23 protein-coding genes are annotated in these 26261 nt (G+C 70.1%); 2 read left to right on the top strand and 21 right to left on the bottom strand.

The features are described from left to right. Positions 1 to 8: 8 nt before the first annotated feature. The 17 genes from RF637_RS03075 to RF637_RS02995 form a co-directional block, all read right to left on the bottom strand. Complete coding sequence (locus RF637_RS03075; RefSeq protein ID WP_064845879.1) at positions 9 to 992, bottom strand: aspartate carbamoyltransferase catalytic subunit; 984 nt, start codon at positions 990 to 992, stop codon at positions 9 to 11. Beyond that, positions 989 to 1651, bottom strand: coding sequence for a bifunctional pyr operon transcriptional regulator/uracil phosphoribosyltransferase PyrR (gene pyrR, locus RF637_RS03070; RefSeq protein WP_144931841.1), 663 nt, complete (start codon positions 1649 to 1651; stop codon positions 989 to 991). The genes RF637_RS03075 and pyrR overlap by 4 nt, the downstream gene beginning before the upstream one ends. A 108-nt stretch (positions 1652 to 1759) precedes the next feature. Next, on the bottom strand, positions 1760 to 2176 hold the full coding sequence (nusB, locus tag RF637_RS03065; RefSeq protein ID WP_064845881.1) for a transcription antitermination factor NusB: 417 nt from the start codon (positions 2174 to 2176) through the stop codon (positions 1760 to 1762). Beyond that, positions 2173 to 2736: an elongation factor P gene (gene efp / locus RF637_RS03060; RefSeq protein ID WP_368844117.1), complete on the bottom strand. Its 564-nt coding sequence runs from the start codon at positions 2734 to 2736 to the stop codon at positions 2173 to 2175. Before efp ends, nusB begins: the two co-directional genes overlap by 4 nt. Before the next feature lie 146 nt (positions 2737 to 2882). Further along, on the bottom strand, positions 2883 to 3968 hold the full coding sequence (gene aroB, locus RF637_RS03055; RefSeq protein WP_368835264.1) for a 3-dehydroquinate synthase: 1086 nt from the start codon (positions 3966 to 3968) through the stop codon (positions 2883 to 2885). Beyond that, on the bottom strand, positions 3965 to 4522 hold the full coding sequence (locus tag RF637_RS03050; RefSeq protein WP_206398798.1) for a shikimate kinase: 558 nt from the start codon (positions 4520 to 4522) through the stop codon (positions 3965 to 3967). Before RF637_RS03050 ends, aroB begins: the two co-directional genes overlap by 4 nt. Continuing rightward, entirely contained in the window at positions 4519 to 5769 is a 1251-nt protein-coding gene (gene aroC, locus RF637_RS03045; RefSeq protein WP_144996749.1) for a chorismate synthase, read from the bottom strand. The genes RF637_RS03050 and aroC overlap by 4 nt, the downstream gene beginning before the upstream one ends. 93 nt (positions 5770 to 5862) lie before the next feature. Continuing rightward, on the bottom strand, positions 5863 to 6780 hold the full coding sequence (locus RF637_RS03040) for a shikimate dehydrogenase (protein WP_368835263.1): 918 nt from the start codon (positions 6778 to 6780) through the stop codon (positions 5863 to 5865). Between the two features lie 10 nt (positions 6781 to 6790). Continuing rightward, positions 6791 to 7990 carry an endolytic transglycosylase MltG gene (gene mltG, locus RF637_RS03035; protein ID WP_085106011.1) on the bottom strand — a complete coding sequence of 400 codons (1200 nt, stop codon included), beginning with the start codon at positions 7988 to 7990 and terminating at the stop codon, positions 6791 to 6793. Positions 7991 to 8082: 92 nt separating this feature from the next. After that, positions 8083 to 8586, bottom strand: a complete 504-nt coding sequence (gene ruvX / locus RF637_RS03030) for a Holliday junction resolvase RuvX (RefSeq protein ID WP_131332983.1) — start codon at positions 8584 to 8586, stop codon at positions 8083 to 8085. Further along, positions 8586 to 11273 (bottom strand): alanine--tRNA ligase, encoded by a 2688-nt coding sequence (gene alaS / locus RF637_RS03025; protein WP_368844116.1) that lies wholly within the window; start codon positions 11271 to 11273, stop codon positions 8586 to 8588. The genes ruvX and alaS overlap by 1 nt, the downstream gene beginning before the upstream one ends. Continuing rightward, a complete protein-coding gene (locus RF637_RS03020; RefSeq protein ID WP_064845890.1) occupies positions 11273 to 11731 on the bottom strand; it encodes a hypothetical protein in 459 nt (152 codons plus the stop codon). Before RF637_RS03020 ends, alaS begins: the two co-directional genes overlap by 1 nt. Before the next feature lie 2 nt (positions 11732 to 11733). Continuing rightward, on the bottom strand, positions 11734 to 12213 hold the full coding sequence (locus RF637_RS03015) for a DUF948 domain-containing protein (protein ID WP_241180694.1): 480 nt from the start codon (positions 12211 to 12213) through the stop codon (positions 11734 to 11736). 224 nt (positions 12214 to 12437) lie between these two features. Next, a complete protein-coding gene (gene rpsD, locus RF637_RS03010; RefSeq protein ID WP_035961694.1) occupies positions 12438 to 13079 on the bottom strand; it encodes a 30S ribosomal protein S4 in 642 nt (213 codons plus the stop codon). Positions 13080 to 13301: 222 nt separating this feature from the next. Continuing rightward, a complete protein-coding gene (gene glpK, locus RF637_RS03005) occupies positions 13302 to 14801 on the bottom strand; it encodes a glycerol kinase GlpK (protein WP_368835307.1) in 1500 nt (499 codons plus the stop codon). Positions 14802 to 14927: 126 nt separating this feature from the next. Next, positions 14928 to 15713 (bottom strand): MIP/aquaporin family protein, encoded by a 786-nt coding sequence (locus RF637_RS03000; protein WP_368835261.1) that lies wholly within the window; start codon positions 15711 to 15713, stop codon positions 14928 to 14930. Between the two features lie 110 nt (positions 15714 to 15823). Next, positions 15824 to 17500, bottom strand: a complete 1677-nt coding sequence (locus tag RF637_RS02995; RefSeq protein ID WP_368844208.1) for a glycerol-3-phosphate dehydrogenase/oxidase — start codon at positions 17498 to 17500, stop codon at positions 15824 to 15826. 227 nt (positions 17501 to 17727) lie between these two features. On the opposite strand from RF637_RS02995, the gene RF637_RS02990 reads away from it, so the two are divergent. Beyond that, entirely contained in the window at positions 17728 to 18696 is a 969-nt protein-coding gene (locus tag RF637_RS02990) for a sugar-binding transcriptional regulator (RefSeq protein ID WP_368844115.1), read from the top strand. Between the two features lie 23 nt (positions 18697 to 18719). Here RF637_RS02990 and RF637_RS02985 read toward each other — a convergent pair whose 3' ends face one another. The 4 genes from RF637_RS02985 to hisS form a co-directional block, all read right to left on the bottom strand. After that, entirely contained in the window at positions 18720 to 20252 is a 1533-nt protein-coding gene (locus RF637_RS02985) for a replication-associated recombination protein A (protein WP_270258992.1), read from the bottom strand. A gap of 47 nt (positions 20253 to 20299) precedes the next feature. Next, positions 20300 to 20752: a D-aminoacyl-tRNA deacylase gene (gene dtd / locus RF637_RS02980; RefSeq protein ID WP_368844114.1), complete on the bottom strand. Its 453-nt coding sequence runs from the start codon at positions 20750 to 20752 to the stop codon at positions 20300 to 20302. A 221-nt stretch (positions 20753 to 20973) separates the two neighbouring features. Further along, positions 20974 to 22791, bottom strand: a complete 1818-nt coding sequence (gene aspS, locus RF637_RS02975; protein ID WP_368844113.1) for an aspartate--tRNA ligase — start codon at positions 22789 to 22791, stop codon at positions 20974 to 20976. Positions 22792 to 22986: 195 nt separating this feature from the next. Next, the gene (gene hisS / locus RF637_RS02970; RefSeq protein WP_144931833.1) at positions 22987 to 24342 is read right to left on the bottom strand and encodes a histidine--tRNA ligase; all 1356 of its coding nucleotides are present in this window, start codon (positions 24340 to 24342) and stop codon (positions 22987 to 22989) included. A 252-nt stretch (positions 24343 to 24594) separates the two neighbouring features. On the opposite strand from hisS, the gene RF637_RS02965 reads away from it, so the two are divergent. Then, complete coding sequence (locus tag RF637_RS02965) at positions 24595 to 26037, top strand: DUF349 domain-containing protein (protein WP_368844112.1); 1443 nt, start codon at positions 24595 to 24597, stop codon at positions 26035 to 26037. Positions 26038 to 26261 lie beyond the last annotated feature (224 nt).

Here is a 26261-nt window from a genome sequence, read left to right as displayed (position 1 = left end):
GGGCCACCTCAGTTCTCGCTCGGGTACGGGGAGCTCTCGTCGCCGGAGAGCAATAGGAACAACACGGCCATCCGCACGGCCACACCGTTGGCCACCTGCTCCAACACGGTGGAGCGCGGGGAGTCGGCGGCCTCTGAGGAAATTTCCAGGCCGCGGTTCATGGGCCCGGGGTGCATGAACACCGTGGGCGCACCCATGTGCTCGAGGCGCTGCACGCGCTGGGATGTGAGCCCCCAGCCTCGCGTGTACTCGGCCTCGCTCGGGAAGAACGCGGCGTTCATGCGCTCACGCTGCAACCGCAGCATCATCACGGCGTCCGGGGCCTCGGCCAGCACGGCGTCCAGGTCGTAGCCGACCTCGCACGGCCAGTCGTCCATGGCCACGGGAACCAGGGTGGGCGGGGCCACGAGCGTGACGCGTGCGCCCAGGGTCGTGAGCAACCACACGTTGGAGCGGGCCACGCGGGAGTGCAGCACGTCCCCCACGATCACCACGTGCATTCCTTCGAGGTCCATCCCGGTGCTCGCCATGCCCGTGGCCCGCGAGCGCACGCGGCGCAGGGTCATGGCGTCGAGCAGGGCCTGGGTGGGGTGCGCGTGCTTGCCGTCCCCGGCGTTGATCACCGCGGCGTCGATCCACCCGGAGTCCGCGAGCTGCTGCGGGGCGCCGGAGGACGCGTGGCGGATCACCACGGCGTCCGCGCTCATGGCCATGAGCGTCTGTGCGGTGTCCTTGAGCGACTCGCCCTTGGACACCGAGGAGCCCTTGGCGGAGAAGTTGATCACGTCCGCGCTGAGCCGTTTGGCCGCGGTCTCGAACGAGATCCGCGTGCGCGTGGAGTCCTCGAAGAACAGGTTGACCACGGTGCGCCCACGCAGGGCGGGCAGTTTCTTGACCGAGCGCGAGGACACGGCGGCCATCTGGTCCGCGGTGTCCAGGATCCGCACTGCCTCGGGGTAGCTCAGCTCGTTGGTCGTCAGCAGGTGCTTCATACGCGCGGCCCCTTCCCGGCGGTACCGGGGGCGCGGGCGACGTCATCGTCGGAGACCACCGGCGAGTCGATGATCACGCAGTCCTCGTGACCCCTCACGCGCGGCTGGGGATCGGACTCGCGCAGCAGCACGCGGACCTTCTCGTGGGAGGACGTGGGCAGGTTCTTGCCCACGTGATCCGCGCGGATGGGCAGCTCGCGGTGGCCACGGTCCACGAGCACGGCCAGGCGCACCGCGTTGGGGCGTCCCACGTCCACGAGGGCGTCCAGGGCCGCGCGGATCGTGCGCCCCGAGAACAGGACGTCGTCCACGAGCACCAGGGTGCGCCCGTCGATCCCGGAGTCCGGGATCACCGTGGGTTGCGGGGTGCGCGCGGGATGACGCCGCAGGTCGTCGCGGTACATCGTGATGTCGAGCTGACCCGTGCTCTGTTGCGCGTGGAAGTCGGGGTCGATCTGCTCGAGCTTGGCGGCCAACCGCTGGGCCAAGGGGTAGCCGCGACGGGCGATCCCCAGCAGCACGAGGCCCCGGGAGCCCTTATTGGACTCGAGGATCTCGTGGGCGATCCGGGACAGGGCCCGGTCGATGTCGGGTGTCGAGAGAATTACGCGGGACGTCATGCTCCGCGGTGACTGCTCGGCGTGTTCGGGCACGCTCACGTGCCGCCTCCTTCCCCGCCTCACCGGACGGACTTAAAGGGTGCGATCCGTAGTCGAAGCTACCACACGAAAAACCCCGGCCCGTGGCGAGCACGGACCGGGGTGGGTTCAGTCGTCGAGCAGGGAGGGCTTGACCTTCTGCAGCCGCCCCAGCAGCCCGTTGACGAAGCGAGGCGAATCGTCCGTGGACAACTGCCGGGCCACGGCCACCGCCTCCGCGACGGCCACGCCGTCCGGGATCTCCGAGTTGTACAGCAGCTCCCATGCCCCCACCCGCAGCACGTTGCGGTCCACCGCCGGCATCCGGTCCAGCTCCCAGCCCTGGGAGTAGGTCTCCAGGAACTCGTCGATGTCCTCGCGCCGGTCGTGGACGCCCTCGAGGATGTCCACCGTGTACGGGTTGATGGGCGAGGAGGAGTTCTCCCGCCGCCGCACCAAGGCGTCCCGGACGGATTCGTTACGTTGTTCGGCCTCGAACAGGATCTCGACGGCGCGGATCCGGGCCTTGCTCCGGGCGCCGCTCACTCGTTGACGCGTCCCAGGTAGTCACCGGTGCGGGTGTCGACCTTGACCTTGGTGCCCTGCTCGAGGAACAGCGGGACCTGGATCTGGTAGCCGGTCTCGACCGTGGCGGGCTTGGTGCCGCCCGTGGAGCGGTCACCCTGCAGACCCGGCTCGGTGTAGGTGATCTCGAGCACGACCGACGGCGGCATCTCGATGTACAGGGGCGCGTCCTCGTGCATGGCCACGGTCACGTTCTGGTTCTCGAGCATGAAGTTCGCGGCGTCCCCCACGACGGCGGCCGGCACCGTGATCTGGTCGTACGTGGAGTTGTCCATGAAGACGTAGTCCTCGCCGTCCTGGTACAGGTACTGGTACTCGCTGCGATCCACCGTGGCGGTCTCGATCTTGGCACCGGCATTGAACGTCTTGTCCACCACCTTGCCGCTGGTCACGTTGCGCAGCTTGGTGCGCACGAACGCGCCACCCTTCCCGGGCTTGACGTGCTGGAACTCGATGGTCTGCCAGAGGTTGCCGTCGAGCTTGAGGATGGTGCCGTTCTTGATGTCGTTGCTGGTTGCCACGGTGTCACTTTCTCGTCGGGAACGTCGCCGCACGGCGGCGGGGCGCGTGGAGCCGGACCAGTCTACCGCGTGCGCCCGCCCGCCGTGCCAGCCGAGCAGTGCTCAGGGGCGCGGACGACGGCGCTCGCCGTGCCGTCCGCGCGGGCTCACTCCGCGATCTCCTGGTAGCACGCGAAGAGGATCGCGGGGTCCGGGACCTCCATGATCCGCGGTGCGGCGATCCGGTCCAGCACCACGAAGCGCAACAGGTTGCCGCGGGTCTTCTTGTCCCGCTTCATGACCTCGAGCAACCGGGGCCACTGGTCCGCGCGATACGTCACGGGCAGCCCCAGGGACGTGAGGATCTCGCGGTGCTCGTGCACGACGTCGTCGGACAACGACCCGGCCGCGCGCCCGAGTTCCGCCGCGAAGACCATGCCCACCGACACCGCCGCGCCGTGGCGCCACTGGTAACGCTCATTGTGCTCGATCGCGTGCCCCAGTGTGTGGCCGTAGTTGAGGTATTCGCGCCGCCCGGATTCCTTCAGGTCCGAGGAGACGACCTCGGCCTTGACCCGGATCCCGCGCTCCATCAGCTCGCGCGCCACGGGCGACGCCGCGTCCCGCACCTCCTGCGGGTTCTCCCGGATCAGCTCGAGGATGCGCGGGTCCGCGATGAACCCGCACTTGACCACCTCGGCCATGCCCGTGAGCAGCTCGTTCTGCGGCAGGGTCTGCAGTGAGTCCAGATCGCACACGACCGCGGCCGGTGGGTGGAATGCTCCCACGAGGTTCTTGCCCTCCGCGGTGTTGATCCCGGTCTTCCCGCCCACGGCGGCGTCCACCATGCCCAGCAGCGTGGTGGGCAGGTGGATCACGCGCACCCCGCGCAACCACGTGGCGGCCACGAAACCGGCGAGGTCCGTCACGGCGCCGCCGCCCACGGAGACCACGGCGTCCGTGCGCGTGAAGTCCGACTGGCCCATGATCTGCCAGCAGAACGCCGCGACCTCCACGCGCTTGCCCTCCTCAGCGTCCGGGATCTCGGCCACGAAGCTCTGGATCCCGACGGCGGAGAGGTTCTGCTGCACCACGTCACCCGTGGCGCGCAGCGCGCGGGGGTGGATGATGAGCACCTTCTTGACGCGCTCGCCCAGCAGTTCGGGCACGCGGTTCAACAGGCCGTTGCCCACGAGGACGTCGTAGCGGTTGTCGGGACCGCCGTGGACGGGGATGCTGACGGGATCACTCATGCGGTGTGTTCCTTTCCGCGCGGCTGCGCGATCGGTTCGCCCAGCGCGAGGTAGAGCTCACGGGCGATCTGCGCCACGGTGCGCGGCGCGGCGCCGTCGAGCCGGATGGTCGCGAGGCGTTCGAAGGTCTCGCGGCGCTCGGCCATGATCTGGCTCCAGCGGGCCTCGGGATCCGGTTGGAGCATGGGGCGGGTCGTGTTGCCCTTGATCCGCGGACGGACGGTGTCCAGGTCCACCTCCAGGTATGCGACCGTGTGCCCGGCCAGCAGCGGCTGCACGAGCGGGGACATGGGTGCGCCCCCGCCCAGGGAGATCACGGACCCGGCAGTGTCGGGGTCGTCGAGCAACTCGGCGACGACCTGCGCCTCGATCCGGCGGAACTCGGCCTCCCCGCGGGCGCGGAACAACCGCGGGATGGGTCCGTAGCGGGACTCGATCACGCGATCGGTGTCCACGTGGGGCAACCCGTAGTGCTCCGCGAGATGCTGTGCCACGTGGGACTTGCCCGCCGCCATCGGCCCGATCAGCACCACGGGCAGGGCGGGGCGCGTCACGCCAGGTCCCCGCGCACCTCGTCCAGGGCGGCCAGCGCGGCGGGGTCCGCGAGCTCGGGGGACGTGCGCAGGTTGGCGGGGATCCCCGCGAGGTAGGCGTCCTTGTTGCGTACCGTCTCGGTGATCGAGTCGCCGCCGAACTTCTCGAGGGCGGCCTGGGCGAGCACGAGCGCGACCATGGCCTCGGCCACCACGCCGGCCGCGGGTACCGCACACACGTCCGAGCGTTGGTGGTGGGCGCGGGCGGGTTCACCCGTGGCCACGTCCACGGTGTGCAGCGAGCGCGGGACCGTGGCAATGGGCTTCATCGCGGCACGCACGCGCAACAGGTCACCGATCGACATGCCGCCCTCGATGCCGCCGGCGCGATTGGAGACCCGGTGCACGGTCCCGTCGGCAGCCAGCGTCTCGTCGTGGGCCGCGGAGCCCGGGCGCGCGGCGGTACGGAACCCGTCCCCGACCTCCACGCCCTTGATGGCCTGGATGCCCATCAGGGCCCCAGCCAGGCGCGCGTCCAGGCGTCGGTCCCAGTGCACGTACGAGCCGAGTCCCGGGGGCAGGCCCTCGGCGAGCACCTCGACGACGCCGCCCAGGGTTTCCCCCGCCTTGTGCGCCTCGTCCACCGCGGCCACCATGGCCTCGGAGGTCCCGGCGTCGAAGCAGCGCAGCGGGTCGGCATCCAGCGCGGCGACGTCGTCCGGGCCGGGCAGCGCGGCGCCCTCGGGCACCGACACTTCCGCGATCGCGGTCGTGTGGGACACGAGCCGCACCCCGAGGGCCGCGAGGACCTGGGAGGCCACGACACCGAGCGCCACGCGCGTGGCCGTCTCTCGGGCCGACGCCCGTTCGAGCACGGGGCGGGCCTCGGCGAAGTCGTACTTCTGCATGCCGGTGAGGTCCGCGTGACCGGGGCGCGGGCGGGTCAGGGGCGCGTTGCGGGCCCGGCCCTCGAGCACCGCGGGATCCACCGGGTCGGAGCTCATGACGTCCTGCCACTTGGGCCACTCCGTGTTGGCGATCTCGATCGCGACCGGCCCGCCCTGCGTGAGCCCGTGGCGGACCCCGCCCAGGATGCGCACGCGGTCCTGTTCGAATTTCATGCGGGCGCCGCGGCCGTACCCGAGCCGGCGCCGGGCCAGCGCGTCCTGGATCATCCCGGTGGTCAGTTCCACACCGGCGGGGACACCTTCGATGATCCCCACGAGCGCCTCACCGTGTGATTCCCCGGCCGTGAGCCAACGCAACATCAAAACACTCCAGTTCTCGCCCGGGGTCCACGCCCCGCGGTCAATTCGTTTCGCTCGGTCGTGCGCCCCGGCCCGGGCGGCACGCGCGCCGGGTCACGGCGCGAGTCGTGTGGCCTGCGCGATGCGCACGCGCTGCGGGATGCCACGTTCGGGCCGTCCCACCGCGCGACACATGGCCGCGGTCACCCTGTCCTCGTGCGGTATCGCCGCGAGGGGATCGCCCTGCGTGAACCAGCGGACCTGATCCACGGCCTGGAAGATCAGCATATCGACACCGGGGGCGATCGCGCCCCCCGCGTCCTGCCATGCAGACGCCAGCCGTGAGGGCCACGGGTCGTACGCGGCGTCGAGCAGCACGCCGGACACCGACGGCGCCTGGGCGCGCCACTGCAACGCGAGCTCGTCCGCACCGCGCGGGGGCAAGGTCGCCACGACCACGTCCGCGGTGTGCAGTGCCTCGGCGGCGTACTCCCACGCCACGGTGCGCACCTCGGTGCCCACCGCCCGCGCCACGGCATCGAGGGTCCGTGCGCGCGAGGGTGTCCGCACGACGACGTCCACCGTCTCGGCCCCGAGCCCGTGCAGGGCCGCGACGGCCGCGCTGGCGGTGGCCCCTCCGCCGAGCACGACGGCGCGCGGGGTCTCCGGGATCGCGCCGGCCGCGCTCACGGCGGACATGATGCCCATGACATCTGTGTTGTCCGCGACCACGCGTCCGTCGTCCTCGAACGTGAGTGTGTTGGCCACGCCGAGCGCCCGCACGAGCGGGATGACCCGGTCGGCGTCTCGGGCGGCGAGGGGTTTCAGGGGCATGGTGACCGAGAACCCGCCCCAGTCCCCCGCAGCCCGGGCGTCCGCCCAGAAGGTGTCCCATTCGCCCACGGGCACGTCCCGGCGCGTGTAGTGCGCCGTGAGCCCCAGGGCCTCGTAGGCGGCCGCGTGCAGCACCGGGGACAGAGAGTGGCCCACGGGGTGCCCCAGCACCGCGGCCCGCACAGAGGATCGCGTCATCGCGCGCCCCTCAGGAGCACTTACCGGGGTTGTCCGAGCACCACTGCTGGTACTCCTGCACGTAGCGCTGGTGCTCCTCGTACGTCTTGGAGAACTTGGTCTCACCGGTGTCGAGGTTCACCGTTACCCAGTAGTAGTAGTCGTTCTTCTCGGGGTTCGCCGCTGCGGCGATCGCGTCGTCGCTCGGGGACCCGATGGGACCCACGGGCAGGCCCGGGTTCGCGTACGTGTTGTACGGATTGGACTTGTCCCGCTTCTCCTCGTCAGTAAGGTGCACGGTGGTCTTGCCGAGCCCGTAGGTCACGGAGGCATCCGACTGGATGAAGCCGCTGGTCTCGCCGTTCGGGTTGTTGATCCGGTTCTCGATCGCCCCGGCCACGGAACGGTAGACCTGGGGCGTGCCCTCGAACTCCACGATGGAGCCGATCGTGAGCACCTCGAACCAGCGGTCCTCGGGGACGTTGTTCTTGGACAGCGTGTCCTTGGTGCGGTCCACCATTTCCTGCAGGATCTGCTCCGCGGTGGCGTCGAGCGGGAAGTGGTACTCCCCCGGGTGCAGCCAGCCCTCCAGGTCGGGGAAGCGGTCCGGGATGCCGAACTTGGCCTTGTCCGTGGCGAGCTTCTCGAACTCGGACTTGTCGATCCCGGTGGCCTGGCTCAGGGCCGCGAACGTGTCCCCCTTGCGCTGGGTCTTGGGGATGGCCGCATAGTGGGTGGCCTCCCCCCGTTCCATGAGGGCGTCGATGGCGGCGTCGGAGCTCATGCGGGTCTTGAGCTGGTACTCCCCGGGCTGGATGAACTGCTCTGGGTAGCGCTGCTGGAACGTGGAGACGAAGTGGGAGGCGTTGGCCACGATGTCCTGCGCCTGCAGGTCCTGGGCGATCTGTCCCGTGGAACTGCCGTCCGCCACGGAGAACGTGACGTCCTGGTCCCCGGAACCGCGGTAGTCCTTGCGTTCGAACAGACCGAACGCGGACCCCAGGACGGCCACAACCACGACCAGAGCCGCGATGAACAGCGCGATCGCCGTGGCCAGGGACGCGCGCGAACGGACCTTGCGGCGCTGCCGCTGTTCCGGGGTCACGTCGTGGTGTTCGAAGGCCCCCGCCAGGCGGGATTCCCCCGCGTCGTTCGAAGAGGTCAGCACGTCACCGTCGGACCGGTGGCCCTGTCCGTCACCGGTGCCGGTCTCCCGCGGCTCTCTGCTCACGAATTCTCTCCGCTCACGAATTCTCTCCGTCCGCCGTTCATGGTGCACATGTGGGGTGCTGCGGGCCAGGATCACCGCCCGCACGGTCAACTCTAATCAGCAGCCCGGTCGGGGACGGGTTCGCCCGGTTCCGTACCGGTCCGCCGCCCCTCGTCCACCGCCGTCTGCAGGAACGTCACCGCGGCGGCCTGATCGACCCTGTCCATGTGATGACGTCGTGACACACCCGAGTCCGACAGCGACCGGTGCGCGCTCACCGTGGACAACCGCTCGTCCACCAGGCGCACCGCTGTGGTGCACCCCCGTGAGCCTAACCGACGAACCAGTGAGGCCGCGTAATCACGAGCCATCCGCGTCGAGGCATTCTCACCGCCGTCGAGGCTGCGCGGCAACCCCACGTAGACGGTCACCACGTCCCGTTCCTCGCACAACCGGGTGATGATCTTCACATCGAAGGCCTTACGGGGGTTGCTGTCCCGCCCGAGGGTGTCGTGCGGGGTCGCGAGCACGGCGTCGGGGTCGGTCAGGGCGATACCGACCCTGACCGTCCCCACGTCCACGCCCATGCGCACACCGCGTGCGAAGGGTTGCGGCATCAGCCCGCCGTGGCCAGGATCTGCTCGCGGATCCCGGCCAGCGCATCGGGGATGCGGGCCGGGTCGGAACCGCCGCCCTGGGCCACGTCCGGCTTTCCGCCCCCGCCACCACCGAGCGCGGTCGCTGCGGTGCGCACGAGCTGGCCCGCGGCCAGGCCGGCGTCGCGAGCGGCGTCGTTGACGGCGACGACGACGAGCGGGCGCCCGTTGGCGACACCGGTCACCGCGGCCACGGCGGCGTCGGATCCCAGACGGGCGCGCAGGTCGAGCGCGAGGGTGCGCAGGGCGTCCGCCGAGGCGATCTCACCGGCGTCGTGCAGGACGGCGCGCACGGAGCCCACGGTCTGCGCGTCGTGCGCGAGCTGGCCGGCCTGCGCCTGCAGCTGCTGCTGGCGCAGCCCCGCGAGCTGGCGCTCGGTCTCCTTGAGCTTCTCGAGCGTCGCGGCGAGGCGCTCGGGCAGTTCGGCGCTGGACTGGACCTTGAGCATGCCCGTGAGCTGGTTGACCAGGGTGCGCTCGGCGGCCAGGTGGTTGAACGAATTCAACCCCACGAGCGCCTCCACACGGCGGTTGCCCGAGCCCACGGACTGCTCCGAGACCAGGGACAGCGAGCCGAGCTGGGACGTGGAGCCCACGTGCGTGCCACCGCACAGTTCACGTGACCACGGGCCGTTCATCTCGACCACGCGCACCTCGTCCCCGTACTTCTCACCGAACAGGGACATCGCCCCGAGCTTTTTGGCCTCGGCGAGCGGCATCTCGCGGGTCACGACCTCGAAGTCGTCCCGGATCGCGGTGTTGGCGATCTGTTCGATCTCCTGCACCTGGGTCGGCGTGAGGGCCTCCCCGTGGGAGAAGTCGAAGCGCAGGTAACCCTCCTTGTTGAACGACCCGCGCTGGACGGCGTCGGGACCCAACACGTCGTGCAGCGCCGCGTGGATCACGTGCGTGCCCGAGTGGGCGGCCTCGCCGTCGTGACGGCGCCGCGAGTCCACGCGCGCGGTGACCTCGTCACCCGTGACGACCTGGCCCGCGGCCACGGTGACCCGGTGCACGGACAGTCCCTTGACGGGTTGCTGGACGTCCTCCACGATCAGGCGCAGCCCGTCCGCGGAGTCGATCACGCCGGTGTCGGCGGCCTGGCCACCGGACTCGGCGTAGAACGGCGTGGCCTCGAGTACGACCTCCACGCGCGCGCCCTCGCTCGCCGCGGGCACCGGGACGCCGTCGGCGAGGATCGCGCGCACGGTCGTGGGGGTCACGAGCTCGGTGTAGCCCGTGAACCGGCTGCCGTGGTCGTCCAACAGGCGGCGCAGTTCAGACAGGTCCGCCATGGCGCCCTTCTTGGCGCGCGCGTCCTGCTGGGCCCGCTCACGCTGCTCGGCCATGAGCTCACGGAAGGCCCGCTCGTCCACGGCCACGCCCGCCTCGCCGGCCATCTCCAGGGTCAGGTCGATGGGGAAACCGAACGTGTCGTGCAGCGCGAACGCGTCCGCGCCGCTCAGGGCGCGCTTCTCGCCCTTGGCGAGCTCCACGGCGTGCTCGAGGCGGGTGGTGCCCGACTCGATGGTCTTGAGGAACGCGCGTTCCTCGGCGTACGCGATCTTGGAGATCCGTTCGAAGTCATCCTCGACCACGGGGTAGACGCCCTTCATCGCGTCGCGAGAGCGTGGCAGCAGCACGGGCAGGCAAGGGTCCGTCACCCCGAGCAGGCGCATCGCGCGCACCGCGCGGCGCAACAAGCGGCGCAGGATGTACCCGCGGGCCTCGTTGCCCGGCGTGACACCGTCCGCGATCAGCATGAGCGAGGAGCGCACGTGGTCGGCGACGACGCGCATGCGGACGTCGTCCTCGTAGCCCTGCTCCCCCGGCTTCTCCGCGCCGCGATAGGCGCGACCGGACAGTTCGGCGGCGGCGTCGAGCACGGGGCGGACCTGGTCCGTCTCGTAGAAGTTCTCCACGCCCTGCAGCAGCATGGCCAGGCGCTCCACGCCGAGACCGGTATCGATGTTCTTCTGGGGCAGGTCCCCCAGGATCTCGTAGTCCTTGCCGTTGCCCTCGCCACGCTGGTACTGCATGAACACGAGGTTCCAGATCTCGATGAACCGCTCGTCGTCCACGGCCGGACCGCCGTCCTGGCCGTAGCGCGGGCCGCGGTCGTAGAAGATCTCGGAGTCGGGACCCGCGGGGCCCGGCTGGCCGGTGTCCCAGTAGTTCTCGTCCCGGCCCATGCGCTGGATCCGCTCGGCGGGCAACCCCACGGTGTCGTGCCACAGGTCGTAAGACTCCTGGTCCCCCTCGTACACGGTGACCCACAACCGCTCCGGGTCCAGCCCGAAGCCGCCGTCCTCGAGCGAGGAGGTCAGCAGCTCCCACGCCATGGGGATCGCGCCGGACTTGAAGTAGTCACCGAAGGAGAAGTTCCCGGCCATCTGGAAGAACGTGCCGTGCCGGGCGGTCTTGCCGACCTCGTCGATGTCGAGGGTGCGGATACACTTCTGCACCGAGGTGGCCCGCGAGTACGGGGGCGTCTCTTGGCCCAGGAAGTACGGGATGAACGGGACCATACCGGCAATGGTGAACATGGCTCCGGGCTGCTGCGACACCAGCGAGGCCGAGGGCACCACCTGGTGGCCCTTGCCCTCGAAGTAGCTTAGCCAGCGCTGTGTGATCTCATGGGAGAGCATTACCGGTCATTCCCTTCCGATGGGACGTGTGTGATGATCCGACCCCGGGGGTCGCCCGGTGCGGGGCCCGGTTCGTGGGCGGTGTCCGCCCGCCACGGGGCATCCGGCGGTGGTGCGGCGTGGTGCGGGGCGTCCGGGTGGTTCGCGGTGTGGTCCACGGGCGTGCGCACGCCGAACTTCTCGTGCAGCTCGGCCTCGCGTTCGTTCATCCCCGCGCGCACCCGGGCGGCGAAGTCCTGGAACCGCCGCGCGGCGGTGCGGAAGAGCTCCACGGCGCTCCCGCTCGCGCGGCGTTCGACGGCGCCCTCGGAGCCGTGGCGGGCCACCGCACCCTGGGTGCCGCTCTGCACCTGCCGCCCGATCGCCTCGCGTGCGGCGGGGTCGGAGGCCACGCGCGTGGCCGCTCCGCCCACCACGGCGCCCGCGGCGAGCAGTGCGAGTTTGGACCACAAACCCATGCTCAGCTCCTGGTGTCCGTGGGCCCGGTCGCACGGCCTGCGGCGTGCGCGTCCGTGGACCCGGTGGTCGTGCCGGTCGCCGCGCCACCGGGCGCGGCACCGGGCTCGGTATGGGGGCCGGGCCGGGTCTGGGCACCGGCCTGGGGGCTGAACGCGCGGCGCAGCCCGTGGGAGAAGGACGCGACCTTGATCAGCGGCTGCCCCACCGTGGAGGCCACGAGGGAGGACAGTGCGGAGACATTGGCGGAGGCGTCCGAGACGTTGGACGTGATCCCGTCCACCTTCTCGAGCTGGGTGTTGGTGGTGGCCACGGTACGCGTGACCTCGTCGATCAGCGGGGCGGTGCCGTCGTTGATGGAGCGGATGCTCAGGCGCAACTCATCGAAGACACGACCTAGCTTGATGATGGGCACCGCGAGCAACCCCACGAGCACCGCGAAGACCAATGCCGCGAGCAATCCGGCGATATCCCCACCGTCCATGGGCGACCACAACTCCGTTCCTACTTCGAGATCAGGGTCGGACCCGCGCGCAAGACCGACCGAAGCGCAACTCTACCCAAGAACCCGGGTGCAACGGGGAATCCGGCGCCACCGGGCCCGGTGTGCCCGTGCGCCGTCGTCCCCGGGACGCGAACAGCCCGCAGCCGAGGGCCGCGGGCTGTTCGCCCGTCACCCGTGACACGGGCGACGGAGGGCACGGAGGATCAGACCATCCGTGCGTAGTACTCCACCACGAGCTGTTCCTCGCAGGTCACGGGGACCTCGGAACGCTGCGGCTTGCGCGTGAGCTTGGCCTGCAGACGGTCGATCGTGACGTCCAGGTAGGCCGGGGTGTCCGGGAGGACATCCTGGTTGGCGCCGGTCGCGGCGATCTGGAACGGGACCATCTTCTCGGAGCGCGGGTGCACGTGGACCGTCTGGCCCGGGCGCACGCGGTACGAGGGGCGGTCCACGCGCTGACCGTCCACCATGATGTGGCGGTGCACCACGGCCTGGCGGGCAGCGGCCATCGTGCGGACGAAGCCGGCACGCAGGACAAGGGCGTCGAGACGGGTCTCGAGCAGGGCGATGAGGTTCTCACCGGTCTGGCCCTCGACACGCTTGGCCTCGACGTACGCGCGGTGCATCTGCTTCTCGCGGATGTTGTACTGCGCGCGCAGCCGCTGCTTCTCCATCAGCCGGACCTTGTAGTCGGAGTCCTGCTTGCGGCGGGCACGGCCGTGCTCACCGGGAGCGTACGGGCGGCGCTCGAAGTACTTCTCGGCCTTCGGCGTCAGCGGGATGCCGAGGGCACGGGACTTGCGCACCTGACGGCGCACACGAACACTGTTGGAGCTGTTGGACACAACTTGCCTTTCATGCGGTTCGACGGCGTACGGGATGGACCCGCGTTCCGTTCTGGGTGGTACTGGCCTCCGGCGCGGGAATCGGTTCCCACGGGAGAGGTGCGGATCAGCCGCAATCCGACGGACCTAGCGTCCGCCGGGCACGCGCGGGATCGTGAGGGTGCCACGGGTCCCGGGAATGCGCCGGCGCGACGTGCCAGCCAACCGTCCACTATAGCCGATTCAGTCCACGTCCTCGTTCACCCAGTCGAGCGACTTGGTCACGGCCTTGCCCCAGTTGCGGAACAGCTTGTCCTGCTGCTCACGGTCCCCCTGGGGGTCCCAGCGCTTGTCCTCGGCCCAGTTGCGGGAGATCTCCTCGAGGTCCGCCCAGAAGCCCACGGCGAGACCGGCCGCGTACGCGGCGCCCAGGGCCGTGGTCTCGGTGATCTTCGGCCGGATCACGGGCACACCCAGCTGATCCGCCTGGAACTGCATGAGCAGCTCATTGGCCGTCATGCCGCCGTCCACGCGCAACTCGGTGAGGTCCTGCTTGGAGTCCTTGTTCATGGCCTCGGCCACCTCACGGGACTGGTACGCGGTGGCCTCGAGCACGGCACGGGCGATGTGCTCCTTGCGCACGTACCGCGTGAGCCCCACCAGGGCGCCGCGGGCGTCCGGACGCCAGTGCGGTGCGAACAGGCCCGAGAACGCGGGGACGAAGTACGCCCCACCGTTGTCCTCGACCGCGCGCGCGAGCGGCTCGATCTCCTTGGCGTCCTGGATCAATCCCAGATTGTCCCGCACCCACTGCACGAGCGAACCCGTGACCGCGATGGAACCCTCCAGCGCGTAGACCGGCTTCTCGCCCTCGATCTGGTAGCACACCGTGGTGATCAGTCCGTGCTCGGAACGCACCGGGGTCTCCCCCACGTTCATGAGCAGGAAGCTGCCGGTGCCGTAGGTGTTCTTGCCCATGCCGGGTTCGAAACACGTCTGGCCGAACATGGCCGCCTGCTGGTCACCCAGGATGCCGGCGATCGGGACCTGCTTGAGGAACCCGCGGGCGCGGCCCTTGCCGTAGACCTCGCTGCTGCAGCGGATCTCCGGGAGCATGGACATGGGCACGCCCACGGTCTCGCACAGCTCCTCGTTCCAGTCGAGGGTGTCGATGTTCATGAGCAGGGTCCGGGACGCGTTCGTCACGTCCGTGACGTGCACCCCGTCCTTGGAGCCGCCGGTCATGTTCCACACGAGCCAGCTGTCGGTGGTACCGAAGAGCAGGTCCCCGGCCTCGGCGCGGTCACGGGCGCCCTCCACGTTGTCCAGGATCCACTTGACCTTGGGGCCGGCGAAGTAGCTGGCCAGGGGCAGACCCGTGAGCTCGCGGAAGCGTTCCTCCCCGCCGTCCTTGGCGAGTTCGTCCACGATCTCCTGCGTGCGGGTGTCCTGCCACACGATGGCGTTGTACACGGGCTCGCCCGTGTTCTTGTCCCACACCACGGTGGTCTCGCGCTGGTTGGTGATGCCCACCGCGGCGAGATCGTCCTTGGTCAGCTCCGTCTCCGCGAGGGCGTCCGCGACACATCGGCGGGTGTTGCGCCAGATCTCCTGCGCATCGTGTTCGACCCACCCGGCGCGCGGGAAGATCTGCTCGTGCTCGTACTGGCCCACACCCACGATGGTGCCGGAGTGGTCGAAGATGATGGCGCGGGTACTCGTGGTGCCCTGATCGATGGCCATCACGTACTGGGGATCACCGGAACCCGTGGTCTTGGTGCCTTCGGCGGTCTTGGTGGTGTTTCGCTTGCTCATGGTGCTCACTCCTTGGGTCGAGGGGCAGGAATCGATGGTGGTGCGTTCAGGGGATCAGAAAGCCGCACCCGGGAACAACTGGAAGACACCGCCGGCGAGCAGCGCGCCCAGGATGGGACCCACGATCGGGACCCAGGCGTAGCCCCAGTCGCTGCCACCCTTGCCCCGGATCGGGAGGACGGCGTGGGCCACGCGGGGGCCCAGGTCACGCGCGGGGTTGATCGCGTAGCCGGTGGGGCCGCCGAGGCTCGCACCGATCCCGACCACGAGCAGCGCCACGGCCAGGGGGCCCAGGCCGGAGGGGGTCCCGCCGAACATGAGGATGACGAACACCAGGACGAACGTGGCGATCACCTCGGTCAGCACGTTCCACCCCGCGGAGCGGATCTCCGGTCCGGTGGAGAACGTGCCCAGCTTGGCGGCCGGGTCCAGCGGCTCGTCGTAGTGCTGCTTGTACGCGATCCAGCAGACCACGGCACCCAGGAAGGCGCCCAGGAACTCGGCGGCCAGGTAGACCAAGGTCGACGCGGCGGTGATGGCCACCCCCGGCGCGTAGACATCGGCACCGGAGGCCCAGATGCCGACCGTCACGGCGGGGTTCAGGTGGGCGCCCGATTGCCAGGCGACGTACACGCCGGCGAACACGGCGATACCCCACCCGAAGTTGATGAGCAACCAGCCGCCGGCATTGCCCTTCGTCTTGCCCAGCAGGTGGTTGGCCACGACACCGACACCCAGAAGGGTCAGCAGTGCGGTGCCCAGGACTTCGGACCAGAACACCGTGCCCAGGGGCACCACTTCCGCCGCCTCCATGGGCAGCATCGCGCTCAAAGTGGTCATGGATTGACTCCTTGCAGTTCGTGTCGTTGTTGGGTGATTCGGACACACCGCCTCCCGATGGCGTGAGCCACCGGGAAGCGGTGTCGGCGGGAACGGGACGCCCGCCTACGTCACAGGGTGTTGAGCGAGGGGGCTGCGCTGCGCGCGGCCGCCGCGGAGGCGTCGTCCGTGGTCTGCGCGGCGGCGTCCTCGGCGGCGCACACGGCGCGGTAGGCCTCGATCTCCTGCTCCTTGCGGGCGTCGTCCCAGCCCAGTTCGGCGGCGAGCAGATCGGCGACCTCCTCGACCGCGGCCAGACCGTGATCGGGCTGGTCGTAGGACATCCGGGTCCGGGTCTCGAAGACGTCCGCGACGTGCAGGACACCCTCGTGCCGCGCCGCCTGGACCACCTCGGCCCGCAGGTAGGCGGGCACCGCCGCGAGCGGCCGGGCCAGATCCTCCTGCTCCGCCACGAGGTCCTCGATCTCCGTGATGGCCGATCCGTAGCGGTTCAACAGGTGCTCGACCATGTCGTCGCTCCAGCCGTGGCGTGCGCCGATCCGGTCCGCCTGGCGGGTCATGGGAACGTACCCGTTGGCACCGTGGAGCAGCGTCCGGTCGGTGACCGAGGGCAGGCTCTTGGCGCGCTCCTTGCCGAGGGCGAAGTCCACGGCGTCCTGGGCCATGATCCGGTAGGTGGTCAACTTGCCGCCGGCGATCGAGATCAGACCCGGGGTCGCCTCCGCGACCGTGTGCTCGCGGGAGATCTTGGTGGACGCGGTTTCCGTGCCCTCCTTGACGCCCGGCTGCAGCAACGGCCGCAGACCCGCGTAGGTGCCCATGACGTCGTCCCGGGTCAGGGGCTCGTCCAGGACCACGTTCGCGTGTTCGAGTACGTAGTCGATGTCCGCGGCCGTGGCCACGGGGGCCGAGATGTCCTGCTCGTAGGGGGTGTCGGTGGTGCCGATGATCCAGTAGTGCTCCCACGGGATCACGAACAGTACCGACTTCTCGGTCTGCAGGATCAGACCCACCTCGCCGCGGATCCTGTCCCGGGGCACCACGATGTGGATGCCCTTGGACGCGAGGACCTTGAGGCCCCCGTCCGTGTGGGCCATGTCCTGGGTCTCCTCGGTCCACACGCCGGTGGCCGCGATGACCTTGCGGGCGCGGATCTCGTGCTGCGTACCGGTCTCCAGGTCCGTGACGCGCGCGCCCACGACGGCGCCGTCGTCGTTCTTGAGGAGCTCCGTGACTCGCGTGCGGGTCGCGGCCAGGGCGCCGTAGCCCACGGCCGTGCGGATGAGCGTCAGCACCAGACGGGCATCGTCCACGCGACCGTCCCAGTACTTGACGGCGCCCACCATGACGCCCGGCTTGATGCTGGGGAACGCCTCCTTCACGCCGCGCTGCGAGAGCTGACGGTGGAAGGGCATGGACGCGACCTTGGAACCCACGTGGGCCAGGGTGTCGTAGAGACCGACGCCCGCCGTCACGTAGGGGCGCTCCCAGAACCGGTGCAGGATCGGGTAGAGGAAGGGGACGGGCTTCACCAGGTGGGGAGCCAGCGTGTACAGCAGGCGCTCCCGTTCGTGCAGCGCCTCCGTGACGAGCTTGAAGTCGAACTGTTGCAGGTAGCGCAGGCCACCGTGGACCAGCTTGGACGACCAGCGGGACGTCCCTCCCGCCCAGTCCTGGGCCTCCACGATGCCGGTGCGCAGCCCTCGCGTGGCCGCGTCCAGCGCGATGCCGGCCCCCGTGATGCCACCGCCGATCACCAGGACGTCCAACTCGGCCCCTTCGCTCATTTCACGGAGCGCGGCCTGACGGGTCTCGGAATTCAATTGGGTGGCAGTCACAGTATCTTCCTCACTCAATGTCGGTGTGGATGCGGTGTGGCCCGCAGTTCTTGCGGACCACGCTACGCACCGGGATGTGACGTACATCCCATTTCGTAGCCGTGCGCACTACCATGTCGCGCCGATGCACGTATGCTCAACCTATTTGCACAAGTGTGCACGGGAGGTGAGGGGCGATGCACGACGATTCACTGCTCTACCAAGCCGCGGAACTGTACTTCGTGCAGGACATGACCATGGGTGCCGTGGCCGAGCGGCTGGGGGTCTCACGGTCCACGGTCTCGCGCATGCTGGCGGATGCGAAAGCCAGGGGCATCGTGACGATCACCCTGCGCCCACCCGACACACCCACGGACCGGCTGTCCCGTCGCATCCACGACACGTTCCGGGTCACGGCGCACATCGCGGGGACCCAGCGGGCGTCGCATAGCGGCCAACGACTCGACGCGGTCTCGCGCTACACCGCACAACTACTCGCGTCGTGGGTCCAGGACGGGACGTCCCTGGGGGTCGCGTGGGGCACCACGACCTCCGCGATCGCCTCTCACGTGCGCCACACCAACACCCAGGACGTCTCGGTGGTGCAGCTCAACGGGGCCGCCGGGCCGCGGACGGCCGGCACGGATGCGTCCGCCCCACTGCTCTCGACGTTGGCGCAGGCCTTCAACGCCGAGCTGTACCCGTTCCCGACCCCCGCTTTCTTCGACTGGGAACAGACCCGGACGCTGCTCTGGCAGGAATCCTCGGTCCGCCGCATCCTCGCGGCCCGGGCGAGTGTTGACCTGGCGGTGTTCAGCGTGGGGGCCTTCCACGGCCCGGTGCTGTCCCAGGTCTACACGGAGGGCCACCTCAGCTCGTCCGAGCTGCGCAGTCTGAGCGGGCACCGCGTCGTCGGGGATATCTGCACCGTCTTCATCCGCGAGGACGGCAGTTACTCGGACATCGAGCTGAACCGGCGGGCCTCCGGACCCACCCCCGCCGATCTCTCCAGGATCCCCCGCCGTGTGTGCGTGGTGTCCGGGCGGCACAAGGTGCGCGGCATCGTGGGTGCGCTGCGGTCGGGCGCGGTGACGGACCTGGTGATCGACGACCTGACCGCCAAGGATGTGCTGGACCACGTGGACGGCGCGGGAGCACGGCCCTGACCACGCACCGTCGTAGCCGCGCCCTACGGCCGGGTGTCGCCGCGCACGATGTCGCGCAACCGGATCACGCGCTGCGCCAGGTCTCGTTCGTGGCCGTACCCCGTGGGCCGGTAGTAGTCCTTCCCCACGAGCTCGTCCGGCGGGTACTGCTGGGTGGCCACCGCGTTGGGCGTGTCGTGGGCGTAGACATAGCCCGCGCCGTGGCCGAGCTCGTTCGCGCCCGGGTAGTGCGAGTCCCGCAGGTGCGGGGGCACGGGCCCCGCACGTCCGGCGCGGACGTCCGCGATGGCCTCGTCGATGGCCAGGTACGCGGCGTTCGACTTGGGCGCGGTGGCCAGATGTGCGACGGCCTCGGCGAGCGGGATCCGCCCCTCGGGCATCCCGATCAACTGCACTGCCTGGGCGGCCGCGACCGCCGTCTGCAGCGCCGTGGGGTCCGCGAGACCGATGTCCTCCGACGCGCTGATGATCAGCCGGCGCGCGATGAACCGGGGGTCCTCCCCGGCCTCGATCATCCGGGCCAGGTAATGCATCGCGGCGTCCACGTCCGAGCCGCGGATCGACTTGATGAACGCGCTCACGACGTCGTAGTGCTGGTCCCCCTGCTTGTCGTAGCGCACCGCCGCGCGGTTGACGGCTTCCTGCGCGTGCTCCAGCGTCACGGTCACGACCGATGCGTCGGGGGTTTCGCCCGCTGCCCCGGGCTCGGCCGCGCCGTCGTCCGACGCGTCGGCTCCCGACCCCTCCGTACCCGAGCCCTCGGCCCCGGAACGCGCGGCGCCATGGGCGTCGTCGTCCGACGCCGCCGCGTGGGAGAGCGCGACCGCCGCCGCCGCCTCGAGGGACGTGAGCGCCTTGCGCGCGTCTCCCCCGGAGACGTCCAGCAGGTGCTCGCGCGCCTCGGGACTCAGGACGACGGCGCCGTCCAGCCCACGCGGGTCGGTCACCGCGCGGTCGAGCAACTCCCCGATGTCCGCGCGCTCGAGCGGTTGCAGGGTCAGCAGCAGCGAGCGAGAGAGCAGCGGCGCGATCACGGAGAACGAGGGGTTCTCGGTTGTAGCGGCCACGAGGACCACCCACCCGTTCTCGACCCCGGGCAACAATGCGTCCTGCTGTGCCTTGGTGAACCGGTGGATCTCGTCGAGGAACAGCACCGTGGTGCGCCCGTGCAGGTCGCGCGCGGTCAGTGCCTCGTCCATGACGCGCCGCACGTCCTTGACGCCGGCCGTGACGGCGGACAGCTCCACGAAGGTGGTGTCGTGGCCGCGCGCGATCACGTGCGCGATCGTCGTCTTGCCCGTGCCCGGCGGGCCCCACAGGATGACCGACGACGCCGCTGTGAGCCCCGAGCGCCCCGCGGCCAGTCCGCGCAGGGGCGAGCCGGTGCGCAACAGGTGTTTCTGCCCCACGACCTCGTCCACGGTGCGGGGGCGCATGCGCACGGCGAGCGGTGCGCGGGAGCGCGCGCGGGACGGGGCCCGGTCCCGCGCGTGGGCGGATGGGCCGGACCCGTCCTCGCTCAGGGGATCCGGGACGTCGAACAATGCATCGCTCACGCCTCGACCCTACTGCCCGCCCCGGACACGCACGGGCCGCCGCGGGTTCAGCCGCGACGCGGGCGCTGCAGCTCGTCGCTGTCCACCACGAGGGTCACGGGCCCGTCGTTGATGAGCGAGACCTCCATGTGCGCACCGAACTCCCCGGTCTCCACCGGCAGACCGCGCTCACGCAGCGCCGCCACGAATGCCTCGAAGAGGGGTTCGCTCACGTCCCCGGGGGCGGCGCGGGACCACGACGGTCGGCGCCCCTTCCGGACGTCCCCGTACAGCGTGAACTGGCTGACCACGAGCACCGGGGCCGAGCGGTCCTCGCACGAGGTCTCTCCCGGCAGGATGCGCAGTCCCGCGATCTTGACCGCGAGCTGCGCGGCGATCTCCGGGGTGTCCGAGTGGGTGACCCCCACGAGCGCGACGAGCCCGGGGCCGGTGATCTCGCCCGTGACCCGTTCACCCACGGTGACACTGGCCCGCGACGCCACCTGTAGCACGATTCTCATGACGCCAGTCCATCACACTCGCACCCCGGCACCGTCCCACGGATGACACGGCCCGTCCCATGGGGAAACGGGTTGCCCCGGGAGTGGAACCGGTCGTCCCGCGAGCGCGCCGGGTCACGCAACCGGACCGCGCACGAAGGCTGCGGGGCCACCGATTTCGGGGTGACATCCCGGGTCGGCGGCCCCGCAGCGCGTAGCGACGGTGTCACGTGTCGATGGCGTTACTTCGCGTCGCCGCCCTTGTCGGCGGAGGCTGCCTCGCGCGGCGCCTCGGCCTTCTTGGGCTCGGGCTTGGCGTCCACGCCGGCTTCCTTGCGCTGCTGCGCCGTGATGGGCGCAGGCGCGGCGGTCAGGGGGTCGTAGCCGTTGCCGGTCTTGGGGAACGCGATGACGTCCCGGATGGACTCGGTGCCCGCGAGCAGCGCGACCACGCGGTCCCAGCCGAAGGCGATGCCGCCGTGCGGGGGCGCGCCGAACTGGAAGGCGTCCAGCAGGAAGCCGAACTTCTCCCGGGCGTCTTCCTCGCTGAGCCCCATCACGCGGAACACGCGGTCCTGCACGTCCCGGCGGTGGATGCGGATGGAACCGCCGCCGATCTCGTTGCCGTTGCACACGATGTCGTACGCGTAGGCCAGCGCGGAGCCGGGGTCCGTGTCGAAGGTGTCCATGAACTCGGGCTTGGGGGACGTGAACGCGTGGTGCACGGCCGTCCACGCACCGGAGCCCACGGCAACGTCGCCGGACTCGACCGCCTCGGACGCGGGCTCGAACAGCGGCGCGTCCACGATCCACACGAAGGCCCAGTCATTCTCGTCGATCAGGCCCACGCGGTGGCCGATCTCCACGCGCGCGGCACCGAGCAGCGCGCGGGAGGTCTTGGCCCCGCCCGCGGCGAAGAACACGCAGTCGCCGGGCTTCGCGCCCACGGCCTCCGCGAGTCCGGCCTTCTCCTCCTCCGAGATGTTCTTGGCCACCGGCCCGGCGATCTCGCCGTCCTCCTTGAACAGCACGTAGGCGAGACCCTTGGCCCCGCGCTGCTTGGCCCATTCCTGCCACGCATCGAGCTGGCGGCGGGGCTGGGACGCGCCGCCCGGCATGACCACGGCACCCACGTACGGGGCCTGGAAGACGCGGAAGGGCGTGTCCTTGAAGTACTCGGTGAGGTCGGTGAGTTTGAGGTCGAAGCGCAGGTCCGGCTTGTCGGAACCGTAGTCCGCCATGGCCTGCGCGTAGGTCATGCGGGGGATGGGGGTCGTAACGTCCACGCCGATCAGCGCCCACAGGGACTTCACGATCTGCTCGCCCAGGGCGATGACGTCGTCCTCCTCCACGAAGGACGCCTCGATGTCCAACTGGGTGAACTCGGGCTGACGGTCCGCGCGGAAGTCCTCGTCCCGGTAGCACCGGGCGATCTGGAAGTACTTCTCGATCCCGCCCACCTGCAGCAACTGCTTGAACAGCTGCGGGGACTGGGGCAGTGCGTACCACGAACCCGGGGCCAGGCGCGCCGGGACCAGGAAGTCGCGCGCACCCTCGGGCGTGGAACGGGTCAGGGTGGGGGTCTCCACCTCGGTGAAGCCCTGCTCGTGCAGCAGGGTCCGGGCCACCCGGTTGACCTCGGAACGCAGCCGCATGATGCGGGCGGGCTCCGGGCGGCGCAGGTCCAGGTAGCGGTACTTCAGGCGGGCTTCCTCGCCCACCTCCACGTGCTCGTCGATCTGGAACGGCAACGGCGCGGCCGTGTTGAGCACGGTGAGCTCGTCCACCATGACCTCGACCTCACCCGAGGTCAGGTTGGGGTTCTCGTTGCCCTCCGGACGCCGCTCCACGGTGCCCGTCACCTGCAGGACGTACTCGTTGCGCAACTGGTGGAACTGGTCCTCGTCCCGCACCACGATCTGCGCCACACCGGAGGCGTCCCGCAGGTCCACGAACGCCACGCCGCCGTGGTCGCGGCGCCGGCCGACCCAGCCCGCCAGCGTGACGGTCTGTCCAATGTTCTCGGCGGTCAACGTGCCGAGTTCATGCGTTCGCAACAAGTGCATTCACCTTTTCAATCAATGGGATGGTCGGGATCGCGGGCCGGCGGAGCGCGTCGCACCGAGTGCCCGCGGAGCCGCACCGGATCGGGCGCCCCGGAGCAGGGCGTGCTCCCGTCCCCGCGAGTCTACAAGCCGTCGCGCGCGGGCACGGCCGTCGCGCGCGGGCACGCCTCTCGGAGGACAGAGCCGGCGTCAGTCGTTCGTGGTGGCCGCGCGCAGCACCGTGGCGTGCAGGTCCTCGGCGGGCGGCTGCCACGATGCGGGGTCCGCGGCCACCTGCTCGCCCGAGCGGATGTCCTTGACCTCGTGGGTCGGGCTCCCGTCCTCGGCCACCGAGGAGAACCACACGAACGGGATGCCGCGGCGCTCGGCGTAGCGGATCTGCTTGCCGAACTTCTGAGCCGTGGCGGCCACCTCGGTCGCGATCCCGCGAGCGCGCAACTGCCCGGCGACGTCCTGCGCGGCGGACCACGATGCGTCGTCGTTCAGGGCCACGAGGACCGCGGAGGGCACCGAACGGGAGGCCTGGGCCATGGAGCGGGACAGGATCCGGGTGACCAACCGGGTCACACCGATTGACAGGCCCACACCGGGGTAAGTCTTCTTCCCGGAGGACGCGAGGGACTCGTAGCGACCACCCGAGCACACGGAACCGAGCTGTTCGTGACCCACGAGGACCGTTTCGTACACGGTGCCTGTGTAGTAGTCCAGACCGCGGGCGATGGACAGGTCTGCCACGACCTTGCCGGGGGCGCGGCGGGAGGCCTCCCCCACGACCTCGGCGAGTTCGTTCAGGCCTTCGTCCAGCAGGTTGTTGCTCACACCGAGTTCCCGCACGCGCTCCACGAAGGACGTGTCCTCGGTGCGGATCGCCGCGAGGGACAGCGCGGCCTCCGCCTGCTCGGGCGTGGCACCCACCGTGTCCTGGAGATTCCGGGAGACCTGCTCGGCGCCGATCTTTTCGAGTTTGTCGATCTCACGCAGCACCGCGGGGGCGTCAGTGAGACCCACACCGCGGTAGAAACCCTCGGCGAGCTTGCGGTTGTTGACCCGCAGTACGAACGGCGGGATGGGCAGCTCGGACAGCGCCTCGATCATCACGAGCGCGAGCTCCACGTCGTAGCGGAACGCGAGCGTGCCGTCCCCCACCACGTCGATGTCCGCCTGGGTGAACTCGCGCGCCCGGCCCTCCTGGGGGCGCTCGCCGCGCCACACCTTCTGGATCTGGTAGCGGCGGAATGGGAACGTGAGGTAGCCACTGTTCTCCACGACGTAGCGGGCGAACGGCACGGTCAGGTCGAAGTGCAGCGCCAGCGCGTCCTCGCGGGAGGAGTCCTCGTCCTGTTGCAGCCGGGAGACCCCGTAGACCTCCTTGTCGATCTCACCCTTGCGCAGCAACTGCTCCACGGTCTCCACCGCGCGCGTCTCGATCGAGGAGAAGCCGTGGAGTTCGAAGGTCCTGCGCAGGGAGTCCAGCACGTGTTGCTCCACGATCCGTTCCTCCGGGAGCCATTCGGGGAAACCGGACAGAGACGTGGTGCGGGCCATGGGTGGGAACTCCTCGGTAGTGGGTCTCGGGCGGTCCGGGGCTCGGCCTGTGCGCCGTGGAAGCCCCGGGCGGCGAGGCGTCGTCGTACGAGCAACCCCCGGAACCGGGGCATGCGCGAGCGCGGACGGTGTCAGCTGCCAGTCTAAGCCGCGCGGCTCGATAGGATGGCCGGTGTCCACCATGGGAAACCCCACCGCGACGCCCGCAGCTGCGGGCAGCGCCGGCGGGGTCGTGCAGAAAGAGTTGTAGCGGTGACAGAACGTCCTGAATCCGACGACCGCCGTCCCGTCCCGGGACCGGCCACCCCCGCGGCGTCCGCGCCCAGGCCCGCGGCGCCGTCGACCCCCAAACCCACCCCGAACGCGGCACCCGCGCCCGCACCGGCGGCGGCTCAGCCACGTCCCGCGGAGGGCACCCACGCCGCGCTCGCCCCGGCCGATTCCGTGGAACGCGCTCGGGCCTTCGGCCGCGCGGACGAGAACGGCACCGTGTACGTGAGCGTGCAGGGCACCGAGTACGAGTGCGGGCAGTTCCCGGACGCCACGCCGGACGAGGCGCTCGCCTACTTCGCGCGCAAGTTCGACGACGCCGAGGCGCAGGTCGCGCTGCTCGAACAGCGCATCGCCGCCAAGGCACCCGCGGGTGACATGCGCAAGACCGTGGACCACGTGCGCGAGCAGGTGGACGCGCACACCATGGTGGGCGATCTCACGGATCTCTCCACGCGCCTGGACACCCTCGAGGACGCGATCAAGGTGGCCGTCAACCGCGAACGCGAGGAGGCCAAGGCCGCCAAGGCGCAGCAGCTCGCGCACCGCACCGCGATCGTGGAGGCCGCGGAGGAGGTCGCCGCGCAGGACCCCGCCAAGACGCAGTGGAAGCACTCGTCCGCGCGCATGGCGGAGCTGTTCTCGCAGTGGCAGGACCACCAGCGCTCGGGCGGACGCCTGCCCAAGTCGGACGAGGACGCCCTGTGGAAGCGCTTCCGTAAGGCCCGCACCACGTTCGACCGGCACCGCAAGGCCTTCTTCTCATCCCTGGACGAGACCAACGCCAAGGCCAAGCGCGTCAAGGAGGGCCTGATCAAGGAGGCCGAGGCGCTGTCCTCGTCCACCGAGTGGGGTGAGACCGCCGGGAAGTACCGCGAGCTCATGGACCGGTGGAAGGATGCCCCGCGCGCGTCCCGCAAGGAGGACGACGCCCTGTGGGCCCGGTTCCGCGCCGCCCAGGACGTGTTCTTCTCCGCGCGCACCGCCGCGAACGAGCGGATCGACCAGGAGTACGCGGGCAACCTCACGGTCAAGGAGCAGCTGCTCGCCGAGGCCAAGCAGATCCTGCCCGTCAAGGACCTCGACGCCGCCAAGAAGCAGCTCGCGTCCGTCCAGCAGCGCTGGGAGGAGGCCGGTAAGGTCCCGCGCGCCCACATGCGCCGCGTGGAGAACGAACTGCGCGCCGTGGAGGACGCCGTGAAGAAGGCCGAGGACGACCGCTGGCGGCGCACCGACCCCGAGACCAAGGCGCGCTCCAACTCCATGCTGTCCCAGCTGGAGAACAAGATCGCCGATCAGCGCGCTGCCCTCGAGGCCGCCCGTGCGGGTGGCAACACCAAGAAGGCCGCGTCACTCGAGAAGGACCTGGCCACGAGCGAGCAGTGGCTCGCCACGCTGCAGGCCTCGGCGTCCGAACTGCGCTGATTTTCTGCCGCTGACTGCAGGAACGCCCCCGTCCCCGGTGTGCCGGGGCGGGGGCGTTCCTCGTGGTTCCTTCGGGTGGGCGTCCCACTGGTTCCTTCAGGTGGGCGTCCCGGCTGTCTCCTCACCGCGGCGGGAGACGCGAACGGCACTGGCTCGCGGGCCATCGCGGGAGCCCGCCGCGCGGCTCGTTGCACGGGCGTTCTCCACAATCGGTGCGCTGCCCT

This window comes from Kocuria sp. CPCC 204721 (assembly GCF_040980945.1).
Classification (GTDB): Bacteria; Actinomycetota; Actinomycetes; order Actinomycetales; family Micrococcaceae; genus Kocuria; species Kocuria marina.
The sequence above is the reverse complement of the archived record's forward strand: the minus strand, read 5'-3'. Positions and strand labels throughout refer to the sequence as shown.

Bases quoted from the DNA above. Each gene is read 5' to 3' on its own strand.
- RF637_RS03075 (WP_064845879.1), bottom strand. From the start codon at position 992: ATGAAGCACCTGCTGACGACCAACGAGCTGAGCTACCCCGAGGCAGTG.
- aroB (WP_368835264.1), bottom strand. From the start codon at position 3,968: ATGAGTGATCCCGTCAGCATCCCCGTCCACGGCGGTCCCGACAACCGC.
- aroC (WP_144996749.1), bottom strand. From the start codon at position 5,769: ATGTTGCGTTGGCTCACGGCCGGGGAATCACACGGTGAGGCGCTCGTG.
- RF637_RS03040 (WP_368835263.1), bottom strand. From the start codon at position 6,780: ATGACGCGATCCTCTGTGCGGGCCGCGGTGCTGGGGCACCCCGTGGGC.
- ruvX (WP_131332983.1), bottom strand. From the start codon at position 8,586: ATGCCGCAACCCTTCGCACGCGGTGTGCGCATGGGCGTGGACGTGGGG.
- alaS (WP_368844116.1), bottom strand. From the start codon at position 11,273: ATGCTCTCCCATGAGATCACACAGCGCTGGCTAAGCTACTTCGAGGGC.
- RF637_RS03020 (WP_064845890.1), bottom strand. From the start codon at position 11,731: ATGGGTTTGTGGTCCAAACTCGCACTGCTCGCCGCGGGCGCCGTGGTG.
- RF637_RS03015 (WP_241180694.1), bottom strand. From the start codon at position 12,213: ATGGACGGTGGGGATATCGCCGGATTGCTCGCGGCATTGGTCTTCGCG.
- glpK (WP_368835307.1), bottom strand. From the start codon at position 14,801: ATGGCCATCGATCAGGGCACCACGAGTACCCGCGCCATCATCTTCGAC.
- RF637_RS03000 (WP_368835261.1), bottom strand. From the start codon at position 15,713: ATGACCACTTTGAGCGCGATGCTGCCCATGGAGGCGGCGGAAGTGGTG.
- RF637_RS02995 (WP_368844208.1), bottom strand. From the start codon at position 17,500: ATGAGCGAAGGGGCCGAGTTGGACGTCCTGGTGATCGGCGGTGGCATC.
- RF637_RS02990 (WP_368844115.1), top strand. From the start codon at position 17,728: ATGCACGACGATTCACTGCTCTACCAAGCCGCGGAACTGTACTTCGTG.
- dtd (WP_368844114.1), bottom strand. From the start codon at position 20,752: ATGAGAATCGTGCTACAGGTGGCGTCGCGGGCCAGTGTCACCGTGGGT.
- hisS (WP_144931833.1), bottom strand. From the start codon at position 24,342: ATGGCCCGCACCACGTCTCTGTCCGGTTTCCCCGAATGGCTCCCGGAG.